This is a genomic window from Streptomyces chiangmaiensis (assembly GCF_036281785.1).
GTDB lineage: Bacteria > Actinomycetota > Actinomycetes > Streptomycetales > Streptomycetaceae > Streptomyces > Streptomyces chiangmaiensis.
In genome coordinates this window covers 1-4,598 of record NZ_JAYWVC010000373.1, presented here as the reverse complement: position 1 = coordinate 4,598, position 4,598 = coordinate 1, and the positions used below count along the sequence as shown (strand labels likewise).

Below are 4,598 nucleotides of genomic sequence, written 5' to 3'. Positions count from 1 at the left end.
CTCCGGTGTCCGGGACCGGATTCGAGGGCCGTCCTCCACGGCCCCCGGTTACAGGTGCCGGACAGGCACCTTCGGCCGCAGGCGGGCCCCCGCCGGTGCTGCTGACGGACCTCCAGCGGAGACCGGTGGGCCAGTGCTCCGGCGGGCCGCGCTCTGCGGGACCGGGTTGGCGGCCGCGCACACGCGGCACAGCCGCATATCGGTACAGCCCCCGCGTCCCTTCAGGGCGCTGCGCTGCGGATCCGGCCGCTCCGCCGAGCAACCCAGATCGGCCGTGCATCCGCCGGTGTCGGGCCACTGTCCTCAAGCCAGCCGATAGTCCGTCAGCCGGACACGGCGGGTCCGGCGCCAGACGGCGATCGAGGTGTCGGGCCACAGAACGGTGTTGCGCCCCGATCGGGGATCCTGGTACCAGCTGCGGCACCCGCCCGACTGCCAGACCGTGCCTGCCATGCGTCCGTCCATCCAGTCGCTGAACGCCTGCTGGACCTCGGGGCGCACCTCGACCGAGTCAGCAGCGCGTCGGCGGAGGCGGCGCAGGATGCCGATGATGTAGCGGGCCTGGGCCTCGATCATGAAGATCTGCGAGTTGTGGCCGAGTCCGGTGTTCGGTCCGACCATGAGGAACATGTTGGGGAAGCCGGCGACCGTGGTGCCGAGGTAGGCCTGGTTACCGTTGCGCCAGGCGTCGGCGAGGGTCAGTCCGTCGCGTCCGGTGATGTCGATGCGAATGGTGTGCTGTGCGTCGAAGCCGGTGCCGTAGATGAGGATGTCGGCATCGACCCCGACGCCGTCCTCTCCGACCACGGCGCGGGACCGGATTTCCTTGACCCCGCCGCGACGCACGTGAACGTGGGGCCGGGACAGCGCGGGGTACCAGTCGCTGGAGATCAGCAGCCGCTTGCAGCCGATGGTGTAGTCGGGCGTGACGGCGGCGCGCAGCTCAGGGTCGGCGACCTGCTTCTCGATGAGTCTGCGCGCCAGCGCGCCGGTCCTGGCCATGGCCTGGGGATCGCTGACGAATCCGGCGGCTCGCCGTTCGTGGACCCAGAACAGACGCTCGCGCACCCACCACAGGTAGGGCGGGAACCAGCGGGCCAGGCGGCGATGACGCGTGTCGAAGGGCCGGTCGGCCTTCGGGACGATCCAGGGCGGTGTGCGCTGGAAGACGGTGAGCGCCGAGACCTTGTCGACGATCGCGGGGACGAACTGGATGGCGCTGGCGCCGGTGCTGATGACCGCGACCCGCTTGCCGGTCAGGTCCACGTCGTGCCGCCAGGTCGCCGAGTGGAACGCTGGTCCGTCGAAGGTCTCGATGCCGGGCAGGTCGGGGTAGACGGGATGGTGCAGCGGTCCGACTGCGGAGATCAGGAACCGGGTGCGGTAGCGCTCGCCGGTCGAGGTCACCACCTCCCAGCGGGCATCGGCCTCGATCCACCGGGCCTCGCGGACCTCCTGGCCGAATCGCATGCGGTCGATGAGGCCGCGGCGGCGGGCGACCACGCGCAGGTAGTCCAGGATCTCCGGTTGGCCGGCGAACAGTCTGCTCCAGTCGGGTTTTTGGTCGAACGAGTAGGAGCACAGCGGTGAGGGGATGTCGCAGCCGCACCCGGGGTACGTGTTGTCGCGCCAGGTTCCGCCGAGGTCGTCGGCGGCTTCCAGGATTCGGAACGAGCGGATTCCTGCCTTGTCGAGCAGGGCTGCGACGCCTAGCCCACTGAAACCGGTCCCCACGATCACGACGTCGACGTCGTCGACCGCGGGGGTCCCGGCTTCGGTGCGGGCAGGGTCAGCCGGGGATGCCATCTGTTTCCTTCGCGGCCGGGCCTTCCGCGTGGTCGGTCGCACCATCGTGGTCGGCGGTGTCGGCGAGCTGTCGTTTGAGGACCTTTCCGGACGCGTTGCACGGTAGTTGCTCGGCGAAGACGATCTCGGCGGGAACCTTGTAGTCGGCCAGGGCGGAGGCGGCGTGGGCGCGCAGCGACTCCATGCTGGGGGCGCGGCCCGGACGGGGCACCACGACCGCTCGCACCCGCTCGTCGAAGATCGGGTTGGGCACCCCGACGACGGCGACGTCGGCGATGTCCGGGTGGCCGGCCAGGACGTTCTCGACCTCGAGGCTGTAGATGTTCTCGCTTCCGCGGATGATCATGTCCTTGAGGCGGTCGAGGACCCCCTCGGCGGGGAAGTCCTGCGGGACACTTGATTGTTAGTGACTGGGCGTTGGAGAAGTACTGCAAGTAGGGGCCGAGGAACACCACATCGGCGTCCGCGGTCAGAATCGACGGCTGGAAGTCGCGAGTGATCATCGTGACCGGCGAGACACAGAGCTGCAGCGTCTGCCCGTGTTCGAGGTTGATGTTCATCAACGAGTAGCGCACGACCTCGAACGTCACGGCGTCGACGTCGTCGACGGCGGTCGTGTGCAGCCGCACCGATGCGGGTACCGGCAGGGGCTCGGCCGGGACGTACCCACGGGCGATGCCGTCCCAGAGGACGGTGGGTGTCTCGGCAGAGGGTGCGGAGGCCTCGGGAGCCGGTGCGGAGACCGTCTCGGCCATCATGACTCCTTTGGAGTGGCGAGTCGCAGGCGGATGAGTGCGGGGCCCGGGACGGTGCCGCGGGGGGAGCCGCGGTGGACGTCGGTCGGGGTCCAGCCCCGACCGGGCCAGTACACGTCGGTCCGCTGGGCCGGCACCGCGTCCCCGGCGTCCGCCTGCGGGGTCGGGATGCCCGCGGCCACCGACGCCCGCGCCCGGAACGCGAACACCTGCACGGCCTGGAACAGGGCGGTCCCGCCGGCTCCGTAGCGCCGCACGTACTCGGCGTCGAATCCGTCCAGCAGCCGGACACCCGTGTCCGGGCCGACCGGCAGCGGCACCGGGATCTCCAGGCTGTGCATCAACTGCTCGCGGAACCGCATCAGCGCGTCCACCTCGATGACGACATCGTCACCACCGAACCCGGCGGCAGCGAGGTCCGCCCGCGCGGTGGCCTCCACCTCGGTGACGGTCATGGCGAGAGCGTCGGCCCGCTTACCCTCGAACGGGGCGAGCAGGCTGCGCTCGAGTTCCTTGTGGAGCACGACGTCGCCGGAGGCGATTCCGTAGGCGGATAGCGTGGATGCGCCGTTGCCCAGCGGGATGACGACCTCGCGTACGCCCGATTCGGCTGCGTATCCGAAGGCGTGGACCGGGCCCGCACCGCCGTAGGCGTAGAGGACGTAGTCGCGGGGATCGTGGCCGCGTTCGAGTGTCTGTCGGCGGATCGCCGTCGCCGCGCGCATGTTGTTGATCTCGAGGATGCCGACCGCGGTCTCCTCGACCGAGAGACCGAGCCGCTTGGCGAGCCGGGCCATCGCGTGGGTCGCGGCGTCGCGGTCCAGCGGCATCCGGCCGTCCAGGAAAGCCTCGGGGCGCAGGAATCCCAGCACGACATCCGCGTCGGTGACCGTCGGCTCGGTGCCTCCGCGCCCGTAACAGACCGGCCCGGGTTCGGAACCCGCGCTGCGGGGCCCGACCCGAAGGCCCCCGGTGGCCTCGTCGAACCGGACCAGGGTGCCGCCGCCGCACGCGATCGTCTTCACCGCGAGGCGAGGCAACCGGTACGTGTACTGGTCGATAACGTTGTCGTCGGCCATCACCGGCTTGCCGTCGACCACCAGACCGATGTCGAAGGACGTGACGCCCATGTCCGTGGCGACCACACGGTCATGACCGAAGGCCCGGGCCAGTGCGGCGACGGCGGTCAGGCCGCCGGCGGGACCGGAGTCGATGGTGCCCAGCGAGGTCGTCGCCGCCGCCTCGGCGGGCAGGACACCGCCGTTGGACTGCATCACCAGCAGCGGCTCGGAGAGTCCGGATTCGCCGAGGCGATCGACGAGCCGGCCCAGGTAGCGTGAGCACGCGGGTCCGACATAGCCGTTCATGACCGTGGCGACGGTGCGCTCGTACTCCCCGAGCCGAGGCGAGACGACCACCGAACTCGACACGAACACGTCCGGTGCCCCGGTCGCGAGCGCCGCGGCCAGGGCCTGCTCGTGTTCGGCGTTCACGAACGACCACAGCAGCGCGATCGCGATCGAGTCCAACCGGTGCTCGGCGATCAGCCGCTTGATGTCCTCGACGGCGCGCCCGGTGTCCAGAGCGACCACGACCGCACCTGAGGCGTCGATCCGCTCGTGCACCTCGAGCACCGCACCCGGCACGGTGATCGGAGCCGGCAGCCGGCTTCCGTGCACGGCGAAGACGTCCTCGATCGCCCGGCCGGCCACCCGCCCGGACCCCCGCACGATCGAGAGCGCGTCACCGTGTCCGGCCGTGGCGACCAGGCCGACGCGTGCGCCGGCGCGCTCCAGTACGGCATTGGTGCCGATGGTCGTGCCGTGCCCGAAACGGCTCGTCCGGCCCAGCAGGGTCGTCAAGTCGATGCCCTCGGCTTCGGCGAGGCGCTCGAGGCCAGTCAGCACGCCCGAGACCGGATCGTGCTTGGTGGACAGTGTCTTGGCTGTGCGGCGGTGGCCGCTCCGGTCGACCAGCACACAGTCGGTGAATGTGCCACCGATGTCCACACCGATGTAGTACATGCGCAACTCCTGA

At 70.2% G+C, this 4,598-nt stretch carries 3 protein-coding genes; all 3 read right to left on the bottom strand.

Annotation, left to right across the window (positions count from 1 at the left end; genetic code table 11):
* Positions 1-303: 303 nt before the first annotated feature.
* Positions 304-1,806 carry a flavin-containing monooxygenase gene (locus tag VXC91_RS42695; RefSeq protein ID WP_329512741.1) on the bottom strand — a complete coding sequence of 501 codons (1,503 nt, stop codon included), beginning with the start codon at positions 1,804-1,806 and terminating at the stop codon, positions 304-306.
* Entirely contained in the window at positions 1,790-2,152 is a 363-nt protein-coding gene (locus VXC91_RS42690; protein WP_329512740.1) for an AMP-binding enzyme, read from the bottom strand. Before VXC91_RS42690 ends, VXC91_RS42695 begins: the two co-directional genes overlap by 17 nt.
* Before the next feature lie 408 nt (positions 2,153-2,560).
* The coding region (locus VXC91_RS42685; protein WP_329512739.1) for a hydantoinase/oxoprolinase family protein at positions 2,561-4,598 on the bottom strand (2,038 nt) is incomplete at its 5' end.

What these genes read in the sequence shown, in the direction of transcription:
- VXC91_RS42695 (WP_329512741.1), bottom strand. Translation starts at nt 1,806, where the DNA reads ATGGCATCCCCGGCTGACCCTGCCCGCACCGAAGCCGGGACCCCCGCG.
- VXC91_RS42690 (WP_329512740.1), bottom strand. Translation starts at nt 2,152, where the DNA reads ATGATCATCCGCGGAAGCGAGAACATCTACAGCCTCGAGGTCGAGAAC.